The sequence below is a fragment of the Streptomyces sp. NPDC059743 genome (assembly GCF_042732975.1).
Classification (GTDB): domain Bacteria; phylum Actinomycetota; class Actinomycetes; order Streptomycetales; family Streptomycetaceae; genus Streptomyces.
In genome coordinates this window covers 109,590-127,008 of the sequence record NZ_JBHWGS010000003.1, presented here as the reverse complement: position 1 = coordinate 127,008, position 17,419 = coordinate 109,590, and the positions used below count along the sequence as shown (strand labels likewise).

Below are 17,419 nucleotides of genomic sequence, written 5' to 3'. Positions count from 1 at the left end.
CGCTCACGCTCCTGACGCCGGTGACGCTCATGTCGCGTCGTGCGTTCCGTCGTACGTCGCGTCGTACGTGCCGTCGGCGGCCGGTGCCGTGAACTCACCGGCGAGCGCGGCGGCCATCCGGAGCTGCGTCGCGGCCTCCGCGCGGCGGCCCTGCCGCTCCAGCGTGCGGCCCAGCATCAGCCGCGCGTACGGTTCCACCGGGTCACGCTCCAGGACGGCGCGCAGTTCGGCCTCGGCCTTGGCCAGCCGCGCCGAGTGGTAGTACGTACGGGCGAGCAGCAGCCGCGGCGCGACCTGCTCCGGCACCTCCGCCACCAGTCCGTCGAGGATACGGGCCGCCGTCATGTACTCCTTGGCGTCGAAGAACAGCTGTGCGCGGTCCCAGCGTTCCGCGGCCGTTCCGTACTCGTAGTACGTGTCGTAGGACGTGCTCTCCACGTGTCCTCCTCCGGTCTCCGATGGTGTCGTACGCTGACAACAGTTTAAGGTGGTTGAACATTCCACTATCGATTTGGTGTGGATACTGCCCCTCCGGACGCCACGGGATTAGGTTGGGCGCCATGAGCAATCTTGATCGTCAGGCCGCCCTCACCGTGTGCGGCGGTCGCGGCTTCGTCGTGGCCGAGCCGGTGCGTGAGCTGCTGAGCCCGCGCCGGGTCCAGCTCGGCGAATCCACCGAGGTCCGCAGACTGCTGCCCAATCTGGGCCGCCGGATGGTGGGTGCATGGGCTTTTGTCGACCACTACGGTCCGGACGACATCGCGGACGAGCCCGGAATGCAGGTGCCGCCTCATCCCCATATGGGCCTCCAGACCGTGAGCTGGCTGCACGACGGCGAGGTGCTGCACCGCGACAGCCTCGGCAGCCTCCAGACCGTACGCCCGCGCGAGCTGGGCCTGATGACCTCGGGCCGGGCGATCTCCCACTCCGAGGAGAGCCCGCGCAGGCATGCCCGTTTTCTGCACGGCGCCCAGCTCTGGGTGGCACTTCCCGACGCCCACCGCCAGGTCCAGCCGCACTTCCAGCACCACGCGGAACTGCCCGTCGTCACCGCGCCCGGTCTGACCGCGACCGTCATCCTCGGCGCGCTCGACGGCGCGGTCTCACCCGGCACCACCTACAGCCCGATCATCGGCGCCGACCTGGCACTCGCCCGCGGCACCGAAACACGTCTGCCGCTGGAACCGGACTTCGAGTACGCCGTCCTGTCCATGTCCGGCGAGGCCGAGGTCGACGGCGTCCCCGTACTGCCGGGATCCATGCTCTACCTAGGCTGTGGCCGCTCGGAACTGCCCTTGCGCGCGGAGTCCGACGCCGGCCTGATGCTCCTCGGCGGCGAGCCGTTCGAAGAGGAGCTCGTGATGTGGTGGAACTTCATCGGCAGAAGCCAGCAGGAGATCGAAGAGGCCCGCGAAGACTGGATGACCGGCACCCGCTTCGGCGACGTCCACGGCTTCGAAGGCGACCGCCTCCCCGCCCCAGCCCTCCCGCCGACCCCGCTGAAACCGCGGGGACGCACGCGCTGATCTGCGCGTTCGTGTTCGTTGGCCGGATGGCATTCGTTGATCCCCTTAATTCCCCCGGCTGGCGATCCGGCGCACCGGCCGGGGTGCTCCAGGCCTGCATGAGAGAGCTGGTTCGAGTGGCAGGTGTTGTCGCCTCTTCTCGTATGTGCCAGACCTCATGCTGACCCAATGCTGACTTTTGTTATGCCTCGTCAGCTCATGGGCAGCGTCGACTCGACGTCCTGCCAAGCCCATCAGCAGGCGCCCGGCGCCCCGAAGAGGAAGCCACGCGTCCCGAAAAAGGACAATGCCACGGTACCGCCGCCCCGACGAAGGACTCGGACGGTCCTGGGGCGGTCTGACCTGCCAGATCCATCTCGCGGGTGAAGGCGGATGCCAGCCGATGGCCTTCCTCACGCTCGGCCAGTGGGCCGACGCACCGCAGATGGTCGAGGCCGTCGAACGCACCCATGTCTCCCGCCCGCAGGGCGGTCGCCCTCGCACCTGTTCGGGCCGCTTGGGCGGGACAAGGCATACAGCTCACGTTGCAATCGCAGGTAGTGCCGCATCAACCAACGTTCGCCCTGTAGTGCCGTGCTATTTGAAGGACGTGGCCGCAGGGGGGAGAAAGCCACGCCAACTCCGAAGGCCGGCCGCTACATTGCTACCGAAACGGTCATGAGGTCAGCGGTTGCCGTCCGTGGAGCCGGCGGAGGTGGGGTCGAGGACTGTGGGACTGGCGGTGGTGTGCGTGGTGAGGTTTTCGCCGTCCTGGGTCGCTCAGCGGGCTCCCGCAGGGGCACGGAGTTGTTCGGCCAGCTGCTTGAGTTCGGCCGCCGTGGCAGGCGACGGGTCGTTGAGTCCGCTGTGCACGGCCGTCGGGCTCTTCAGGAAGCGCCGGAGGACGGCCACAAGGAGCCCTTGCGGCAGAGTCCGCAACGCGGCGAACGCGCGAGGTACCGGCGGTGTCTCCATCGCGGAGAGGTTCTGCCGTATGAGGTGGAGCATGGCGCGGACGGCGTCCGGGGCGTCGGCCAGCACTACCGGGCCGCCCGCCGCGTGTACCGCCTGACCGAGCGGGACCTCGAACGCGGCGTGCGTCCTGAGCCAGGCATCCATCTGCGGCTCGGCCTTGGCGTTGATCCCGGCGGTACGGAACGTCTCCACGATCCGTACCAGTCGCGGGGTGGTACGGCCGTCGGGCTCGCCGATCGGCATCGCGACCCGGCGGGTGATGAAACTGCTCTTGCGGTAGCGGACCACGTCGCCGTCCATCGTGCCGCCAGTCGTGGGGAAGCCGAGCAGCACCCGCTCGTGGCCGATCACCGCACCCAGCGTCTCCGGGCCGGCTGCCCAGTTGAGCAGGAACAGCACGTCACCTTGGACACCAGCGAGTGATTCCAGCACTGCATCCACCTGGTGGGTGCGGACGAAGACGGTGATCAGGTCGTACCCGCCGTCCGGGTGCTCGATCACCGGTACCGGCACCCGCTTGACAGGGCCGTCTTCCTCGGCGAGCTGCACTCCCTGCCGGCGCAGGGCGGTCAGGCGCTCGCCCCGGGCGAGGAGCGAGACGTCGTGGCCGGCCTCGTGCATGCGGGCGGCGAACAGGCTGCCGCAAACCCCGGCGCCGTACACGAGCAGCTTCATGACAGTCCTCTTTCACACGTTCGCTTCATTCATACGTTCGTTTCATTCAAACATATGTAGAGTCCTTCGTGTGGCGACCCCAGACACCCGCACCCAGATCCTCGACGCGGCCGAGCACCTCTTCGCCGAGCACGGATACCGCGGCACCTCGGTCCGCGCGATCACCAAACTCGCCGGAGCGAACCTGGCCGCCGTCGGCTACCACTTCGGCTCGAAGGCGGAGCTGATGGCGGCAGTCGCCCGCCGCGTGGTCGAGCCCATCACCGCTGCCCAGTGCGCCGGGCTCGACACATTGCTCACTCGGACCCCCGACCCACCGGTCAGCGAACTGGTGGAGGCATTCGCGGGGCCGTTGTTCGACGAGATGCCGGCCGGCGACGAGGGCGGCGCCCGGACGTCCCGGCTGATCGTGACGATCCTCAGCGACCCGGCCGAGGAGGCACGCAGCTGGACCGGCCCGGCCGAGGACGCGGTCCGCGAGCGCTACTTCGCAGCCTTCGCGCGCGTACTGCCCGGCCTTTCCCCGGAGGAGCTGTGGTTCCGGATGCGGGGGATCTTTGCCGTGACGGCCGTCGACCGCCTCCAGGTCCACCAGCAGCCCTCCCCTGGCTGCGAGTCCCCGGTAGCGGGCGAGGCGGCACGGCGATGGGCGATCACGTTCCTGACGGCAGCGATGAGCGCGCCACCGCCCCGGACCTGACGACCCAAGACAGACGCCGACGGCGCGGGTCAGGCGGCGTTCGCCCTGTGGACGAGGGCAGTGAGGCGCTTGTCGGCGCCGTTCTTGTTCCGCCAGATGATGTATCGGCGGACCATACTGCCCTGGGCCTTGTGGGTCGGGTGGTCGGTGCCGTCGAGGGCGAAGCAGCGAAGGGCGGTGAACTGGGCCTCGATCCTGTTCACCCAGGAGCTGTTGGTCGGGGTGCAGACGATCTCGGCGTCATCGGCAGCCGCCCACGCGCCGACCCGCTGGCAGCGCTTGGCCGTCACGTGCGGCGAGTAGTTGTCACACTGGAGGTTGAGTGGGCCGAACTCGTCCATGCAGAGGATGACTTCGGGCTCGCCGGGTTCAGGTATCACTTCGCCGTCGGCGATGGCGTAGAGGTGCTCGACCTGGGCCTTTATGGCCTCGTAGTCCGGGTCTTTCGAGGTCTTCCAGGTCCTTCACCCGTTGAAAGGTGACGCCTTCCTCGCGGAGCAGGATGCGCAGTTCCTCGTGGCTGATGTCGTCGACCACCCCCTCGTCGACCAGGAAGTCGGCCGGCTCGACCAGGCTCCAGGTCGAGAACGGCAGGCTGTGCTCGGCGGGCTTGGACTTGGCGATCTTCTTGATCTCCCGCCGTTCCAGGAGGGCGAAGGTTTTCGGGCGCCCGCCCCGGTACTTGGGGCAGAGCGCCTCGAAGCCGTCGGCGTTGAAGTTGTGCATCCCGTCCCGGACCCGGTCCGGGCTTGTGAACGTCACCGTCGCGATGTTGTCGACCAGCATGCCCTGCGCTGACAACAACACCATCTGGGCCCACCGCCAGGTCACCACCGACCGCCGACCGCGCCCGTGTCGATGGGGAGTTGGCCCGAGGCCGCGGTCCGGTTGCGGGACTGCCGGTGCAACTCGGTGATCTGGAGCAGCAGGTCGCGGCGGGTGAGTCAGCCGTCGTGCAGACAGGTGAGCGCGCCGATCTCGGCGAGGCGTTCGGCGACGGGGTCTGCTGGGGCGGGCCCGCTGCCAGAAGTCCGACAGCGATCCGTACGGCTGCCCCTTGTCGATCCGTGCGCATTCGTCCTCGCTGATGGCGTGCACGGCGGAGAGGGCGAGTCGTACGCCCCACTGGTCACCGCATGAGCGGAGCACCCGACGAACGCCACCGCATCCGCACCGCGATGGACCGCATCCTGGCCGGACGCCCCGAGCATTCCAACGGGGCGCTGACCATCGTGGCCCTCGCTGTCGAGGCCGGCGTCCCCCGCAACGCTCTCACCCAGCGCCACCTCGACCTGAAGAACGAGTTTTACGCCAAGGTCAAAGAACGTGGGCATCCCACAGATGCCGAGACCCGGCGCCGCAAACAGGTCGTGCGGCTCAAGGAACTCCGCGAGAAAGACAAAGCCGAACTCGAACGAGCCGTACTCATGAGCTCCGTCCACCAACTCTTCATCGCACAGCGACAAGCTCCTTGGCTACGTCCTGTCCGCAGGCGGGAGAGGAGCGAACAGTTCGGCCACTCGGCTGCAGTGCTCGGTCAGTACGCTGGCGAACTCCCTGGCCTTCTCCGCCGTCCAGCGTGCAGAGGGTCCGGAGACGGCGATGGATGCCGTCGGCCGGCCAGATGCGGTGAGCACCGGTGCGGCGATGCCTGTCAGCCCCGGGTGATTGGCGCCCTCGGACAGGGCGAACCCCTGGTCGCGTACGGCGCTCAGCGCCTGGACGACCTGTGACGTGTCCAGGTCGCTGTCGACCCGCTTGAGGAGCGCGGCAACCTCGCGGACGGGGAGATGGGCCAGGATTGCCTGCCCGCTGCATCCGCGGTGGAGTGGAGTCGCGGAGCCGAGGCGGGCTGCCCGGCGCAGTTCATGGGCGCTGTCGACTCCGAGCACCAAGATGGCCTCGTCCCCGGCCCGCAAGTGCAGCGTCGCCGTCTCCTCGGAGAGCCCGGCGAGGGCCTGCAGAACGGGGCGGGCATCGACGAACACGTCGGCCCGGGGCATGACTTGGGCGGCGAGGGCCATCGACTGTGTGCCGATGCGATATCCGCCGGAATCCGCCCGTGTCAGGTATGACTCCTCCTGCAGCACGCGCAGCAGTCGGTAGGCCGTCGGTTTGCTGAGCCCCACGGTCTCCGCCAGTTCCTGCAAGCCGACAGGTTCCCGTGACGCGGCGACGGCCTCAAGCAGCCGCAGAGCCCGCCGCGCGGTGTTACCGCCCTGGGTCTGATCCGCCACGATCTCTCCTGTCTCAACATTTACACCATTGGAATCATTATCTGAAACCTAAGGCCTCCTGTGTGCCGACTGCAAGGCGCTGCTCGCCGACTCAGGGCGGTCGCGCCTCACCCCTTGACGAGGGTGTACGCCCCTGTCACTCTCGGCGTCCCAATATGAAACCCAGGTTACAGATAATGAAACCGGACGGAACAATGGCAGACATTCGCGGCGCTTCGCCGTCCGTGGGCAACATCTCCGACACACGCCAGCTGCGGTCTCTCGTCGCGGCCCGCCTCGACGGTCTCCCTCTGACCCGCTGGCACCGAAGGGTGCTTGCTGTCGTCGGTCTCGGCTCCTTCTTCAACTTCTTCGAGGTGGCCCTCAGCAGCCTGCTCATTCCCCTGCTGCCGGTGGACTGGGCTGCCACCACGACGGGCAAGTCCCTGCTCATCAGCGCGACGTTCGCCGGTGAGCTTCTCGGCGCGGTCGCCCTGTCAGGGCTCGCCGACCGCATTGGGCGGCGGCGGATGTTCCAGATCAACCTCGTCGCCTACGCAGCGCTGTCCATCGCGGCCGCGTGTGCCCAGGGCCCCGCCCAGCTGATCGTGCTGAGGTTCCTGCTCGGCATCGGGCTCGGCGCTGAACTTGCCCTGGTCGACACGTATCTCACCGAGCTCATGCCCGCCGCCCGCCGCGGACGGATGCTGGCCACCGCCTATGGCCTCGGCATGCTGGCCGTGCCCGTGGCCGGAGTGCTCGCAGCCAAGCTCCCTCACACCATGCTCGGCACCTCAAGCTGGCGCTGGCTCATGGTCATGGCGGGCGCGGGTGCTCTCGTGGTCTACCTGCTGCGCCGCAACCTTCCCGAATCGCCCCGATGGCTGGCCACCCACAAACCCCATCAGGCACTCGCCGCGATGGACCGCATCGAGGAGACAGCCGGCCTGCCGGTGACCGGCACCTTCACCGCCGCTCCCGAACTGGGACTCGGCCGTGAGGAAGCCTGCGAACGGAGCGGCCGTCCCAAGCTCTGGGGCCCTGCCCTGCGGCGCCGCACGTTGCTGGTGTGCCTGATGGAGACCCTGGGGCCCGTCGGGTTCTACGGCTTCGCCTCGATCGCCCCCCTCGTACTCCTGCACAAGGGATTCACCGTCGTCGACTCGCTGACGTACTCGGCCATGACGGCGATCGGCTATCCGCTCGGGTGCTATGTGCTGATGCACCTGGCCGAACGGATCCAGCGCAGAACCCTGGTGATCGTCTCGTCCCTGCTGGTGGCCGTCGCCGGCACGATCTTCGGCATAGGAACTTCCGTCTGGGTGATCGTCCCGGCCGGGCTGCTGACCACACTGATGAGTGTTATCAACGCCACCGTCTCGCGCACCTACGGCGCCGAACTCTTCCCCACCGAGGTCCGCAACACCGCACTCGGCCGGACCTACTCGCTCTCCCGCCTGGTGGCGGCCATCCTGCCCTTCTGCACCTTGCCCGTCCTCGACACGCTCGGCGCAGGCCCCGTCTACCTCAGCTGCGCCTGCATCATCGCACTGATGGCCCTCGCGGTCGCCATGCTCGGCCCCCGAACCAACGCGGTCACCCTTGAGGACATCTAGAGAGGGCTACACCGGTGCCGCGTCCACCACCAGCAGACGGTGGAAGTCCGACCGGCCGCCCGCGCGGTGCTCGGCAAGCAGGCGCAGGGCAAGAGGGAAGTCTCCCTGTTCGAAGGCGGCGACGATCCCCTCGTGCTCGCCGAGGATTGCCTCCGCGCGGACGGCGTCCCCTGCCGCGGCTGCCCGCCGGTAGGCCAGCGCCCGGTGCGGCTCCAGGGCCTCCCACAGCTGCCGTACGAAGCGCAGCATCCATTCGTTGTCGCAGCGGTCGAGCAGCGCGAAGTGGAGATTCCGGTTGGCGGAAATCGTGCTCGGTACATCGACTCCGGCGACGGCGGCTCGCTGGGCCTCAAGGGCGGTGCGCATCGCGGCGATGTCCTCGGGCCGCATGCGGGCCGCCGCGTTCGCCTCGGCTTCGCCCTCCAGGAGTTCCCTGATCCGGAAGATGCCGTCCACGCTCCGCGGGCTCAACTCGGTGACGGTGTAGCCGCGTTGCGGGACGTAGGTGACGATCCCCTCCCCGGCCAGCGTCTTGAGGGCCTCGCGGACCGGGATGACGCTCAGCCCCAGTTCCTCGGCGGCAGCGCTCTGGCGGATCGGGGCGCCGGGGGGCAGGTCGCCGCGGACGATCGCGTCGCGGAGTTCCGCCAGGGCCACAGCCTCGGCGGTACGGGGAAGAGAGGTTCGCTTCAGTGCCACCCGCCCATGCTACCCACCGACCCACTGAAACTAGATGTTATAAATTGTAATGCGGGAGTTCGCGGGAGACCGGACCACTCCTTCCGCCCGATCCGAGTCCCACGACATTGGAGGTGAGCGCGGTGTACGCACCGACGCCAACGACCGCCCGACAGCCCACCGACCCTGAGGGCCCCACGGGGCAGCTGGCCACCTGGCTGACCACCACCTCGCTGGAACAGATCCCTGCTGGCGTGCGGGAGCGGGCCGCGCACCTGGTGCTCGACGGCCTCGCCTGCGCGCTGATCGGCGCTCAACTGCCCTGGTCACGTACAGCTGTCGAGGCGGTCCTGGCCCTGGAGGGCGACGGAGGTGTCCCGGTGATCGGCTGGGGGCGCACCACCAGCGGCCCGGCAGCCGCCGTGCTGAACGGCACGTTCATCCAGGGCTTCGAGCTGGACGACTACTACCCGGCCGCGCCGTTGCACAGCACTTCCCTGGTCCTGCCGGCACTGTTGTCCACCGCATCGCAGCTGCCGTCGGTCACGGGCGCGGAGTTCCTGACGGCGTCGGTCCTGGGTTTCGAGACCGGCACCCGGGTGGGCCTGGCCCTGCACGGTTCGCAAATGCTCTCCCGTGGCTGGCATTCGGGTTCGGTCTTCGGCACGCATGCGGCCGCCGCCGCATCCGGCGTCCTGCGCGGCCTGGATGCCGCCGCGTTCGAGGACGCGCTCGGCCTGGCCGCCACACAGTCCGCGGGCCTGATGGCCGCGCAGTACGAGGCCATGTCCAAGCGGATGCACCACGGTCTGGCCTCCCGCAACGGCTTCTACGCCGCCGGGCTCGCCCAGGCCGGCTACACCGGCATCAAGAGGGTCTTCGAGCGCCCCTACGGCGGCTTCCTGTCCACCTTCGGTGAAGGCCACGACCCCGACGCCACCCAGATCACCAAGGGCCTGGGCCAGGTGTGGAACACCGAGCAGATCACGGTGAAGATCCACGCGGCCATGGGCGGGCTCCATCCCGCCATCGACGCGGCCATCGCGATGGCCGACGGCCGCACGCTGAGCGCCGACGACATCGACTCCATCCTCATCGAGGTCCCTGACGCGATCTACCATCACGGATGGTGGACCCCTGAGCGCCCCCTGACCACCATCGGCGCCCAGATGAACATTGCTTACGCCACCGCCGTCGCCCTCTTGGACGGCCACGTGCGGCCGGAACAGTTCACGCCCGCCCGGATCAACGCCGAAGACGTCTGGCAACTGATCGGCCGCACCGAGGTCAAGCAGGTCGACGAGCCCCAGGACCCCGCCTGGACCCAGCGCGGCTACAACACCCGCCTCACGATCACGCTGCGCGGGGGCGAGGTCCTCACCCAGGCCCTCAATCAGCCCCACGGCGGCCCGGACGACCCGCTCACCAACAGCGAAATCCGTGAAAAGTACCGGGCGCTGACCGCCACAGTCATCGATGCCGACCGGGCCGCAGAAATCGAACGCATCGTCCTGGACCTTGAAGACCAGATCGATCTCGGACGCCTCGTGGACCTGCTGGCCGAACCCGCCCGCGGCGTCCTCGACTAACCCCCTACGCACTGCGAGGTATCCCCATGTCACCGTCTCAACAGACAGCCCCCGCCACCGCGGGCGGCCGGCTGCGCACTCTGCTCGCCCAGGACAACCTGATCACCGCCCCCGGCGTGTTCGACGGCCTCTCCGCCCACCTGGTGGCCCGCACCGGTTTCAGCGCCGCCTACCTGAGCGGCGCGGGCGTGTCCGTCGCCGGGTTCGGCCTGCCCGACATCGGCCTGCTCACCCAGAGCGAGATGACCGAGCGGGCCCGCATCGTCGTCACCGCACTCGACGGCATCCCGCTCATCGCGGACGCCGACACCGGCTACGGCGCACCGATGAACGTGGCGCGCACCGTGCGCGAGTACGAGAAGGCCGGAGTCGCCGCCCTCCACCTGGAGGACCAGGCATTCCCGAAGAAGTGCGGCCACCTCCCCGACAAAGAACTCGTCACCCCCGAGGAGTTCACCGCCAAGCTGGACGCCGCGCTCCAGGCACGCACCGATGACGACCTGGTGATCATCGCGCGGACCGACGCCCGCGGGCCGCTGGGCATCAACGAGGCGATCGACCGCGCCGGCCGCTACGCAGCCGCAGGCGCCGACGTCCTCTTCGTCGAAGCCCCGCAGAACATCGGGGAAATCGAGAAGATCGCCGCCGAGGTCGACGCCCCGCTCCTGATCAACATGGTGCAGGGCGGCCTCACACCCGACACCGCGCCCGGCCGGCTCGCCGAGCTCGGCTTCCGAATCGCCATCCACCCCGGCGCCCTGCTCGCCCCCTACGTCCTGCACGGACTGGAGGCCCTGGGCCGCATGAGCGGCACCATGCCCGAGGCCACGCCCGGCCCGCAGGGCCTGTTCGAACTCGTCGGGCTGCGCGAGTGGTCCGCAATCGGCGAACGCTACCGCGACCACACCAAGGACGGTGCCTGATGGGCATGACCATGATGGAGAAAATCCTCGCCCGCAAAGCCGGCGTCGAGAAGGTGAGCCCCGGCGACACGGTGGTCTGCGACGTCGACATGACCGTCATGATCGACCTGCAGTTCGCCACCAGCTGGGTCCAGCCCCTGAAGATCAACGACCCGGACAAGGTCGCGGTCATCATGGACCATGCCGTGCCCGCCCCCAGCATTCACGACGCCATCGGCGGCACCCACGCCCGCGCGTTCGCCCGCGACTTCCACATAGAGAAGTTCTACGACGTCGGCCGGCACGGCATCTGCCACCAGGTCATCGCCGAGAACGGCCTTGCCCGCCCCGGCGAGATCCTCGCCTGCACCGACTCCCACACCTGCGCGGGCGGCGCCTACAACACAGCAGCCCGCGGACTCGGCCCAGCCGAGGTGTACTCGATCCTGTGCACCGGCAAGACCTGGTTCCAGGCCGCGCCCACCATCCGCTACGAGTTCACCGGCACCAAGCCGGACGCTGTCTCGGGCAAGGACATCTTCCTGTACATCGCCGGCACCTACGGCGACGCCACCAACCACAACCTCGAATACGGCGGACCCGGCCTCGCCTCCATCCCCATGAACGACCGGCGCACCATCGCCACCCAGGGCGCCGAGATCTCCGCAGACTTCTCCACCTTCCCCATCGACGACCTCGCCCGCGACTTCCTCGCCGCCCACGGAGCCGCCCCCGACTCCTACACAGCAGCCGATCCGGACCCGGACGCCACCTACGCCGCCGTACGCACCGTCGACCTCTCGTCGCTGGAGCCCTACGTCGCCCGCCCCGGCACCGTCAGCCACAACTCGCTGCCGATATCAGCGATCGAGAAGCGTCCGGTCAACCAGTGCTTCATCGGATCCTGCGCCAACGGACAACTCGAAGACCTCAAAATCGCCGCAGACATCGTGCGTGGCCGCAAAGTCGCGCCGGGAGTACGACTGCTGATCACCCCGGCCTCTCAGGAGGTATACAAGGACGCCATGCGCGCCGGCTACCTCCAGGACCTCGCCGACGCCGGCGCCGTGGTCACCAACTCCACCTGCGGCGCCTGCTTCGGCTACCACATGGGACTCCTCGCCCCCGGCGAGGTCTGCCTGACCTCCTCCACCCGCAACTTCACCGGCCGCATGGGCAGCCCCGACGCCGAGATCTACATGGCCTCACCCGCCACCGTCGCCGCCTCCGCCCTCACCGGCCATGTCACCGACCCGCGAGGAGAACTCAGCTGATGGACACCCTCATCACCGGACACGTCTGGGTCGTCGGCGACTCCGTCACCACCGACGCCATGTACCCCGCCTTTGCCATGAAACTGCCCGTGCCCGAAGCCGCCCGCCACATCTTCTACGAGCTGCGCCCCGGCTGGACCGACCAGGTCCAGGCAGGCGACATCGTGGTGGCGGGCCGCAACTTCGGCCTCGGCTCATCGCGCCCCGTCGCCGCACTGTTTCGCGAACTGGGTATCGCCGCACTGATCGCGGAGGAGTTCAACTCCCTCTTCCTGCGCAACTGCATCAACCACGGCCTGCCCGCACTCACCGTACCCGGCGCCACCGAGGCATTCTCCGACGGCGACACCGCACGCCTCGACTTCGCCGAAGGCTGGGCCGAGAACACCAGGTCCGGAACCCGCCTGGACGGAGGCGCATTGCCGCCCCTGGTCCTCGACATCCTGGCCAACGGCGGCATCCTGCCCAAACTCGTCCGCGAAGGCTACATACCCGCCCCGGCCGCACACGGCCATTGAGCCGGTGTTGGGGCGGCGTCGGGCCGCCCCAACACCGTTCCCTCCCTCAGGGACTGCACACTCCATGATCAAGGGACCCTCATGCACAGCCAGCTCGCCCCCGGCGTCACCCAGATCGCCACCAGCAACCGTGACAACGCCTTCCTCATCGACGGCGACGACGGCCTCACCCTCGTCGACGTCGGCTGGTCCAAAGCCCCCGAAGCTCTTCTCAACACGGTCGCCGCTCTAGGCCGCAAGTCCTCCGACATCCGCCGCGTCATCCTCACCCACGCCCACCCCGACCACGTACAAGGCGCCGCCGAACTCCGCCGCCACACCGGCGCACACATCCTCATCCACGACGCCGACCGCGCCTGGCCGGAAGCCGGACGCGTCCCAGCCGAGGGACGCTCCGGCACCATCGGCCGCCTCATCGACCACCTGCCCAAACTCCACTGGACCCCCACCACCGCAGACGGCACCGTCTCCGACGGAGAAGTAGTGGAGGGCAGCGACGGACTGCGCGTCATCCACACCCCCGGCCACTCGCCCGGCCACATCGTGCTGCTGCACGAACCGAGCAAGACCATCCTCATGGGAGACGCGGCCTTCAACCGCGGCAAACTCGCCATCGGCCCCGCCGCACTCGCCGCCGATCCCGACCTCAGGCCCGGCAGCCTGGCCCGCATCCCCCAGAACCTCAACGCAGTCGGCTTTGCCCACGGCGCCCCACTAACGGGCAGTGGGGCGCACTCCTTCCAGGAGTTCCTGCGGCAATTCCGCTCGGAATCCTGAGCCCGGACACCCAGACGGCGGCCGCTCTACAAGCCGACCCCACTCTCAACACTCAGAAGTTGATGGCGATCACCACCGCGGCTGTCCCGTCTCAAAGGATCTGGTGCCCGGGGGCCTGCGGCCGTTGCGCGGCAAGGACGACGCGGACGGCTCGTGATCAGGGTCCGGGGCGATCTCGCGGGTGGTGGAACCCGTGGCGCGCGTGTTCTGGCTGCGACGGCGGGACGGTGCGTGTTCGCCAAGGTGTCTTGGGGTGGGGGATGTCCGTCGGCCTGTTGTGTGCTGTGCTGGCGGACTCGGTGTGTGTGAGTGCGGCGAGGAGCCGCAGTTTCTCGTCGCTGTCGTTGTCCTTGTCGGGGTAGTAGACGACGAGGATGACGTCGTCGATGGGTAGTTTGTCCCGGTGGAGGCGTAGTTCACCGACGACGGGGTGGTGGACCGTGGTCGTGCCTCCGTGTCCGAGGTCAGTTCATGGCATCCACAGCGAGGAGACCCGACAAGGTGCTGGAGAAGCGGCCAGTAGTGACGACACGCCTCCGGGAATGCCGAGCTTCTCCAGGGCCCGGTCGAGCCAGGCCGCTTCGGTGTCGCACATTCTGGCGATGATGCTTGTCTGTTCGGGCAGAAGGATTTTCCGGGGGATCACGATGGTCTCGCGGACCCGGTCGATTGGCAGCCCGCGCTGGAAGCCCTGCCCGTGAGGGCGGCGCGAGTCCTCGTCCGGCGGGAGGGGCAGTCGTCGGCGTGCGGCGTTCGAGACGACGATCCCGGCGACGTGGACGTAGTCGTCCAGGACGGGTCCGAGCAGGTCCGCGAGCGCGTCGGTCTTCGCGGCGAGTGACATCTCGGCGAAGGGCATGGGGAAGTGGAAGAGGCCGCTGTGGTCCTCCACCCATATCCATGCCGTGCCGGCACCCGCCGTCTTGGCGCATTTGCCCCGTACTTTGCCGAGAAGCCGCTTCCCTTGGTCGCTCTCGACGGTTGCCCCGGTCAGGGTCGTGCCTTCGGGGGCCTGCCCGGGGCGGACGGTCAGGCGGCGTCCGGCGCCGCTGACGACCTCCACGGCGGTCCCCGTGGACGCGCATCGTTCTGCGGCCTCTTCGGTCTGCTTCTCCCAGTCCGCGAGGTCGTCGCGATTTAGCAGTTCGGGAGAGTCGCCTTCCCAGTAAATGTCGCGCTTCCTGTCCAGCCTCAGGAGGTGGACCCGGCAGCGCTGCCGGAACTTCTCGTAGTCCTGGAGCTTCTGGTCCTCCGCGAAGGTGACGACCTCGATGAAGACCGGGCCGATCCGGACGTCGCCGGGGCCGCCCGTGGCCTTCGTCGGCTCCAGCTCGACCGGGAACCTACGGGACGCGCCCATCAGCGCGAGGCGGGCCTGTGTCTGGGTATGGAGGAAGCGGGAGAGGGTGACGTCATGGCGGGCGTCCCGCCGGACGGAGGCGAGGCCCGGAACACCGGCTTCCTCCAGATAGGCGTACGCGGCCCACCAGCGCACCGCCTCCACCCACGCCCCCTTCGCGCTCCCGTTGAGGATCTGTAGCACAGGCGAGTGTCGGCCGAGTCCGGCGACGGTGTCGCTGGCCCTGCCGTCGGTGTGCGGGGTGGTCACAGCTCTGGGCAGCCAGCGGCTGTCGAAGAATTCGGTGAGGCCGGCCACCGCGCGAGCGGTCAACTCGTGCCCTGCCTCGGAGAGATAGTCGGCGCCGTCGGCCTGCCCGAACCAGGCCGCCCAGTCGATCTCCCGATCGCCGTGGTAGATCGCGCGCCAAATCTCTTGGTCCTGGGGGTGCATGGCCGCCAGCATGACGGACTTGTCGGCGCTATCGCAGGGCTTTTCCGAAGTGCCAGACCCCGCGGACGGCAGCGCCTCTCCGCCCCCCTGTTGTCGGATGCCCACAACCAGAGCAACAGCAGGCAGCGGCCGGTACGGGCTGGGGCTGATGGCGCTCGCTATCCGCCGCCGGTGAGCAGGAGCAGGCCAGAGGTGACCAGGCCAGCTTCGACGAGGGTGATGAAGACGGGTACGGGGAGCCGGTCGACGATTTTCTTGCCGGTCCAGGCTCCGGCGGTGGAGGCGGGTGCGAGGGCGAGGCCGGTCAGGGTGTTGCCGGCGGTGAGGACGGCGGCGGCGCTGAAGACGGCGAGTTTGACGAGGTGCATGACGACCGCGGCGGCGGCTTCGGTACCGATGTAGGCGCTACGGACCAGACCGCGGGCGAGGAAGAAGGGCGCGACCATGGGGCCGACGGAGCCGACCAGTGCCGAGCCGAAGCCGGAGGCTGCTCCGATCGCGGCGAACGCCGCGTCGTTCAGGCTCGCCGCCCGTGGTCGCCACCGGCGCCAGGCCACCATGGCGAGCAGGAAAACGCCGATCAGGCGGGTGAGTGCGGGCAGTGGCGCGGTGGCGAACAGCCATGCTCCGGCCGCGGCGGCGGGTACGGCGCCGTACGCGAAGGTGCCGACGAGGCGGCGGTCGATCTCGTGCCGGTTGAACCATACGCGGCTGCCGTTGCTGGCGAGTTGGGCGACGGTGAGCACGGCGATCGCGTCCCGGGGGCCGAAGACCTTCACGAATACCGGCAGCAGCAGCACACCGCCGCCGAACCCGGCCACCGCGGAGAGCGTGGCGGTGCTGTAGGCGGCTATGACCACCAGCAGGACGGTCAACACGCCTCGCTCACCGTGTGGTTGGGGCGTTGGGGAGCCCGGCCAGGCGGCGCACGGCGGCCAGGCCGTCCGGGGTGCCCGGCCAGTGGCGGTCCAGTGCCTCCGGGCCGGCGGCGCGTACGACTGAGCGCAGGACGGCGGCGACGATGATCGCGTCGTCGGCGTAACCGAGGACGGGGATGAAGTCGGGGATCAGATCGATGGGCATCGCGAGGTAGGCGAGCAGCAGCCACAGCCGTACGCGTATCCCGCGCGGCAGTTGGGGGTCGCGGGCCAGCCGGGGGATGAGCCGTAGCAGGTCGGGCAGCAGGCGGACGGCTTCGGTGAGCAGGTTGCCGCGCGGGCGGACGATCAGCAGGGCGGCCAGGGCGAGCAGCCAGGCGAGTATCAGTCCGCCGACGATGGCGAGGACGGCGGTGAGCCAGGGGTTCACAGGTGGTCTCCTTCCACGGCGCGCAGCCGGACCGGTACGCGGGCGGTGCCGGCATCGGGGGCGGTCTCGGCGGCCAGCGCGGCGGCTTCGAACTCGCGCATCGCGGCGCGGGCGCGGTCGAGTTCGGCGCGGACCTCGGCGCCGATCGGAGCTGCGAAGTAGTCCCGGGCTTCGATCTTGGCGACCCAGGTCTCGAAGCGGACGAGATCGGCTTCGGACTCCTCGACCTCGGCGAAGGTGGTGCGCCCCTTCGAGGTCTCGGCCTCGATCTCCGTGAAGAACGCCGGGAGACGTTCGAGCACCTCGCCGTACTCCACGGCGACGGCCTCCCGGAACTCGCCGATCAGCTCTCCGCGTTCCACCGGGTCGTCGATACGGATGTGAAGGCAGCGGGCAGTGCCGCCGTCGGCACGGACCTTGTCCACCAGCCGCCGTACCGTCGCCGCGATGGTGGGCCGGTCGGGCAGCAGGCACACCGACTGCTGCACATATACCGCTCCCAGGCCGCGCAACTTCCGCCAGACGTACACCCGCAGGGAATCCGCCGCCCCGGCAGTGCTCACCGCGACCAGCAGCCACCCCTCCTGGCCACTGGATCCCTCCTGAGGCGTTCCGGTCGATTGACGTAGGTCTTCGTTCTCCATGCATCTATGATACGTGCGTATCTATCTGTGCTTGTAATTGCCCGGACGCCTGTGGACGCGAGTGCGTATGTGCGGGGTGAGATCAGGCCTCAGGTGGTCAGTGTGAGGCGCACGCCCGTAGTAACGGTTGTAACATTTGCGTCGTCGTGGGGGCCCCACCCCCCCCCGCCCCACCCCGGGGGACCCCCCCCCCCCGGCGGGGGCGGGGCGCGGGTGCCACCCCGGATCAAACGGCGGGCCCAAAAAAATG

General features: G+C 68.7%; 16 protein-coding genes and 4 pseudogenes. 9 read left to right on the top strand and 11 right to left on the bottom strand.

The genetic code is table 11. The features are described from left to right. Positions 1-27: 27 nt before the first annotated feature. Positions 28-438 (bottom strand): tetratricopeptide repeat protein, encoded by a 411-nt coding sequence (locus ACFV6H_RS06315; RefSeq protein WP_385539176.1) that lies wholly within the window; start codon positions 436-438, stop codon positions 28-30. 122 nt (positions 439-560) lie between these two features. Here ACFV6H_RS06315 and ACFV6H_RS06310 point away from each other — a divergent pair, with 122 nt between their 5' ends. Beyond that, positions 561-1,526 carry a pirin family protein gene (locus ACFV6H_RS06310; RefSeq protein WP_385539174.1) on the top strand — a complete coding sequence of 322 codons (966 nt, stop codon included), beginning with the start codon at positions 561-563 and terminating at the stop codon, positions 1,524-1,526. A 198-nt stretch (positions 1,527-1,724) separates the two neighbouring features. Further along, positions 1,725-2,063: pseudogene (locus tag ACFV6H_RS06305) on the top strand (IS5/IS1182 family transposase); the annotation flags it as partial. A gap of 222 nt (positions 2,064-2,285) precedes the next feature. On the opposite strand, the gene ACFV6H_RS06300 reads toward ACFV6H_RS06305, so the two are convergent. Further along, a complete protein-coding gene (locus tag ACFV6H_RS06300) occupies positions 2,286-3,155 on the bottom strand; it encodes a ketopantoate reductase family protein (protein ID WP_385539172.1) in 870 nt (289 codons plus the stop codon). Between the two features lie 70 nt (positions 3,156-3,225). Between ACFV6H_RS06300 and ACFV6H_RS06295 the strand changes: the two genes are divergently transcribed. Continuing rightward, positions 3,226-3,855, top strand: coding sequence for a TetR/AcrR family transcriptional regulator (locus ACFV6H_RS06295; protein ID WP_385539170.1), 630 nt, complete (start codon positions 3,226-3,228; stop codon positions 3,853-3,855). 29 nt (positions 3,856-3,884) lie between these two features. On the opposite strand, the pseudogene ACFV6H_RS06290 reads toward ACFV6H_RS06295, so the two are convergent. The 3 genes and pseudogenes from ACFV6H_RS06290 to ACFV6H_RS06280 form a co-directional block, all read right to left on the bottom strand. Further along, positions 3,885-4,704, bottom strand: a pseudogene (locus ACFV6H_RS06290) (IS630 family transposase); the annotation flags it as partial. Continuing rightward, a pseudogene (locus ACFV6H_RS06285) lies at positions 4,695-4,986 on the bottom strand (hypothetical protein); the annotation flags it as partial. The pseudogenes ACFV6H_RS06285 and ACFV6H_RS06290, both read right to left, overlap by 10 nt. A 344-nt stretch (positions 4,987-5,330) precedes the next feature. Continuing rightward, positions 5,331-6,092, bottom strand: a complete 762-nt coding sequence (locus tag ACFV6H_RS06280; RefSeq protein WP_384988096.1) for an IclR family transcriptional regulator — start codon at positions 6,090-6,092, stop codon at positions 5,331-5,333. 194 nt (positions 6,093-6,286) lie between these two features. Between ACFV6H_RS06280 and ACFV6H_RS06275 the strand changes: the two genes are divergently transcribed. Then, positions 6,287-7,687 carry an MFS transporter gene (locus ACFV6H_RS06275; protein WP_385539167.1) on the top strand — a complete coding sequence of 467 codons (1,401 nt, stop codon included), beginning with the start codon at positions 6,287-6,289 and terminating at the stop codon, positions 7,685-7,687. Between the two features lie 6 nt (positions 7,688-7,693). On the opposite strand, the gene ACFV6H_RS06270 is transcribed toward ACFV6H_RS06275, so the two are convergent. Further along, complete coding sequence (locus ACFV6H_RS06270; protein ID WP_385539165.1) at positions 7,694-8,386, bottom strand: GntR family transcriptional regulator; 693 nt, start codon at positions 8,384-8,386, stop codon at positions 7,694-7,696. A 122-nt stretch (positions 8,387-8,508) separates the two neighbouring features. On the opposite strand from ACFV6H_RS06270, the gene ACFV6H_RS06265 reads away from it, so the two are divergent. The 5 genes from ACFV6H_RS06265 (at position 8,509) to ACFV6H_RS06245 (ending at position 13,425) form a co-directional block, all read left to right on the top strand. After that, positions 8,509-9,954, top strand: coding sequence for an MmgE/PrpD family protein (locus tag ACFV6H_RS06265; RefSeq protein ID WP_385539163.1), 1,446 nt, complete (start codon positions 8,509-8,511; stop codon positions 9,952-9,954). A gap of 26 nt (positions 9,955-9,980) precedes the next feature. Continuing rightward, positions 9,981-10,877 carry an oxaloacetate decarboxylase gene (locus ACFV6H_RS06260; RefSeq protein ID WP_384988088.1) on the top strand — a complete coding sequence of 299 codons (897 nt, stop codon included), beginning with the start codon at positions 9,981-9,983 and terminating at the stop codon, positions 10,875-10,877. Beyond that, entirely contained in the window at positions 10,877-12,130 is a 1,254-nt protein-coding gene (locus tag ACFV6H_RS06255) for an aconitase/3-isopropylmalate dehydratase large subunit family protein (RefSeq protein WP_385539160.1), read from the top strand. Before ACFV6H_RS06260 ends, ACFV6H_RS06255 begins: the two co-directional genes overlap by 1 nt. Beyond that, positions 12,130-12,648: a 3-isopropylmalate dehydratase gene (locus ACFV6H_RS06250; RefSeq protein WP_385539158.1), complete on the top strand. Its 519-nt coding sequence runs from the start codon at positions 12,130-12,132 to the stop codon at positions 12,646-12,648. The genes ACFV6H_RS06255 and ACFV6H_RS06250 overlap by 1 nt, the downstream gene beginning before the upstream one ends. 81 nt (positions 12,649-12,729) lie before the next feature. Then, a complete protein-coding gene (locus ACFV6H_RS06245) occupies positions 12,730-13,425 on the top strand; it encodes an MBL fold metallo-hydrolase (protein ID WP_385539156.1) in 696 nt (231 codons plus the stop codon). A 157-nt stretch (positions 13,426-13,582) separates the two neighbouring features. On the opposite strand, the pseudogene ACFV6H_RS06240 reads toward ACFV6H_RS06245, so the two are convergent. From ACFV6H_RS06240 to ACFV6H_RS06220, 5 genes and pseudogenes are all read right to left on the bottom strand, one after another. Further along, a pseudogene (locus ACFV6H_RS06240) lies at positions 13,583-13,879 on the bottom strand (hypothetical protein); the annotation flags it as partial. Positions 13,880-13,894: 15 nt separating this feature from the next. After that, entirely contained in the window at positions 13,895-15,217 is a 1,323-nt protein-coding gene (locus tag ACFV6H_RS06235; protein WP_385539154.1) for a hypothetical protein, read from the bottom strand. Between the two features lie 158 nt (positions 15,218-15,375). Further along, positions 15,376-16,095, bottom strand: a complete 720-nt coding sequence (locus tag ACFV6H_RS06230) for a sulfite exporter TauE/SafE family protein (protein WP_385539152.1) — start codon at positions 16,093-16,095, stop codon at positions 15,376-15,378. 7 nt (positions 16,096-16,102) lie between these two features. Next, on the bottom strand, positions 16,103-16,525 hold the full coding sequence (locus ACFV6H_RS06225) for a YkvA family protein (RefSeq protein ID WP_385539150.1): 423 nt from the start codon (positions 16,523-16,525) through the stop codon (positions 16,103-16,105). Beyond that, positions 16,522-17,169 (bottom strand): Chromate resistance protein ChrB, encoded by a 648-nt coding sequence (locus tag ACFV6H_RS06220; protein WP_385539148.1) that lies wholly within the window; start codon positions 17,167-17,169, stop codon positions 16,522-16,524. Before ACFV6H_RS06220 ends, ACFV6H_RS06225 begins: the two co-directional genes overlap by 4 nt. Positions 17,170-17,419 lie beyond the last annotated feature (250 nt).

Excerpts from the sequence above, each read along its gene's own strand:
- ACFV6H_RS06310 (WP_385539174.1), top strand. The coding sequence starts at position 561 with ATGAGCAATCTTGATCGTCAGGCCGCCCTCACCGTGTGCGGCGGTCGC.
- ACFV6H_RS06300 (WP_385539172.1), bottom strand. The coding sequence starts at position 3,155 with ATGAAGCTGCTCGTGTACGGCGCCGGGGTTTGCGGCAGCCTGTTCGCC.
- ACFV6H_RS06275 (WP_385539167.1), top strand. The coding sequence starts at position 6,287 with ATGGCAGACATTCGCGGCGCTTCGCCGTCCGTGGGCAACATCTCCGAC.
- ACFV6H_RS06260 (WP_384988088.1), top strand. The coding sequence starts at position 9,981 with ATGTCACCGTCTCAACAGACAGCCCCCGCCACCGCGGGCGGCCGGCTG.
- ACFV6H_RS06255 (WP_385539160.1), top strand. The coding sequence starts at position 10,877 with ATGGGCATGACCATGATGGAGAAAATCCTCGCCCGCAAAGCCGGCGTC.
- ACFV6H_RS06250 (WP_385539158.1), top strand. The coding sequence starts at position 12,130 with ATGGACACCCTCATCACCGGACACGTCTGGGTCGTCGGCGACTCCGTC.
- ACFV6H_RS06245 (WP_385539156.1), top strand. The coding sequence starts at position 12,730 with ATGCACAGCCAGCTCGCCCCCGGCGTCACCCAGATCGCCACCAGCAAC.
- ACFV6H_RS06235 (WP_385539154.1), bottom strand. The coding sequence starts at position 15,217 with ATGCACCCCCAGGACCAAGAGATTTGGCGCGCGATCTACCACGGCGAT.
- ACFV6H_RS06220 (WP_385539148.1), bottom strand. The coding sequence starts at position 17,169 with ATGGAGAACGAAGACCTACGTCAATCGACCGGAACGCCTCAGGAGGGA.